This window comes from Bifidobacterium sp. POST2/T3 (B1), assembly GCF_058197115.1.
The window spans coordinates 1-2,191 of record NZ_JBVPQK010000424.1 but is presented as its reverse complement, the minus strand read 5'-3'; the positions used below and the strand labels follow the sequence as shown (position 1 = coordinate 2,191).

Sequence of the window (2,191 nt, the reverse complement as noted above, 5' to 3'; positions counted from 1 at the left end):
CCATGATCACCATCCTTGCCCAGCTGGTCGCTCACACGGCCTCCGTAGATGAAGATGTCGTCAATACCCTCAAAGAACTGCGGGTCGTCCGAGGGATCGCGCCCGGCGAAGGCCGCATGGTCCCGCCCCTTGAGCTCGGCCAGCCGCTCCATGCCCTGATGGTCGTAGAAGCCCACGTCGCAGGAGGAGTCCGTATGCAGGTAGAAGCGCTCGATGCCCGCCTGGTCCAGGTGCTCCAGAGTGTCCCGCCACAGGGCACCACCCACACCGCGTCCCCGGGCACGGCTGGAGACCAGGAATAGCCTCAGTTCAGCCTGGGGCGGGACGGCCAGCCCGCACTGCTTTTCCAGCCTGACCTCGGTCAGCTGCCACTGACGGGCCCGGTCCAGGGTGTGGGCACCCAAGGTCGTTGCAGACAGTTGCCGGTCCACGCGCTCCAGCTCCTCTTCAGCCTTGGGGAAGCAAAGTTCGCCACGCCCCTCGGCCAGCAAAGTTACCCCTAGAAAGTCCTGCCCATCGACAGCTATCCGAGCCCTGGTGGCATCTACTAGATAATGCAGGATGAAATGCGCGGCGCTCAGCCGGGACACAGTTCCCTCGGGATCCTCCTGCACCTTCCAGGTGGCATCAAAGGTCCCCACCAGGTCGGGCATGTCCGCCCAGACCATGGGTCTTATTGCCACGCTCCCCTTCCGCCGTGAGGCCTGGTCGTGATTACTGGACGTTGTCATCTGTCTCATTGCTCCATTCGGGCGCGCCCGGCCCCACAACGGTCTTTGGCCGTCTGCCGATCGCCTGCTGTTCATGATTGCTGATGCGCGGCACCCATCGCCCTTGTCTGGCGGGGTCTGCCGCAGGCTCAGTCCTCGTCCGACTGCTCGGGTATGCCCTCGGCCAGGGTTGCGAGAATTTCTTCTTCGGTCCTGGCACGGGCCCTGATGAGTCGATCCTGGGGCTGGTCTTCGCTTACATAATAAAGGCAGGCGTCGATGGTCGACAGGCCGATACCCTCCAAGCGTGACAGGAGCAGCCGGTAGAAGTCCAGCTGGACCAGACGGCGGTTGGTCGACTCCTCTCCATGCGGTCGGACTCCGGTCTTCCAGTCCACGATGGTGTAGCGCATATCCGTGCGCTCAGGGTCCAGCCCACCTGCGAAGACCGCATCCAGCTTGCCCTTGACGATAGAGCCAGCCAGCACCGCCACGATGGGCCGTTCCACCCAGACAGGAGTGCGCTGGGCCCAGTCAGACCTAGCCAGCCGCCGCTCCCAGGTCAGCAGACGGGCCTGTACGGGATCGGCCTTGGGATCCAGGGACTCCCGCTCCTGGTCAAGCCCGGCCAGCATCCGGGCTCGCTCAGCCATGGCCCCGGGGCCCAGCGGACCATCGAGCAGGTTCGGTGCTTCCGCCTGATCAGGCAGGTCCACCAGTCCTTGAGGGGCGGAAATCTCGGGCAGGATGAAACGCCTGGCCCAATCATGGAAGCGGGTGCCCGCCTCGGCCTGCGGGGAGGCCACCTGGGGTATGGGTCTGACCAGCCCCTGCCAGTAATCCCTCTCCATCTTGGGATCGCCCCCTGCCGAGCTGGCCTGGATGGCGGTGACGCTGCTAGCCCCATGTCCCAGGATCCGGCGGCCGGTGCGCCGCAGCAGATCCAGATCCGTGAGCAGCTGGTCGTCGGCCACCCCTAGGCGGCCTGTGCTGACCTGCAGGACGCGGACAGCATTGGCGTAGAGCCCGTCATCGCCCTCCTCAGTGATCTCGTGGTTGACTGGTTTCCCGGCGCGCACCCAGGCGGCCGAGCGATCCAAGGCTTCACGGGTCCGCGCACTCAGAACAGGAGGCCAGAGCGCCTGATCCCGCTCGCCGTCTCGGGCGGCGACCTGGTCCACCTCTTCCAAGGCACGGTCGACGACAGCCTGGCGGTAGGACTGGGCGTTCTCACCGACAAAGAGCCCCAAGGGCGGCGTTGGCTCGCCCTCCTGTGCATCCTCTGCGTGCTCCAGCCTGACCGCATCGGGTTCTTCCTGGAAGAGCTCCACCAGTTCGGTCCAGAAGTTGGAAGCCTTGTCCGGGTCCGGTGCCGGCGTGTTCAGGGCCGCAGACTCCGCCTGTGAATCCTGGCTGAAGGTCAGCAGCAGGTCATGCCGGGCCCTGGTCGCCGCCACGTAGATCAGCCGCCGCTCGTCATC

The 2,191-nt window shown here is 65.4% G+C and carries 2 protein-coding genes; both read right to left on the bottom strand.

What is annotated here, in order from left to right; all coding sequences use genetic code 11:
• A partial coding sequence (locus AC0AP0_RS12410; RefSeq protein ID WP_490430705.1) for a GNAT family N-acetyltransferase occupies positions 1–731 on the bottom strand: 731 nt, incomplete at its 3' end.
• A gap of 128 nt (positions 732–859) precedes the next feature.
• On the bottom strand, positions 860–2,191 hold a 1,332-nt coding region (locus AC0AP0_RS12405), incomplete at its 5' end, for a PD-(D/E)XK nuclease family protein (protein ID WP_490430704.1).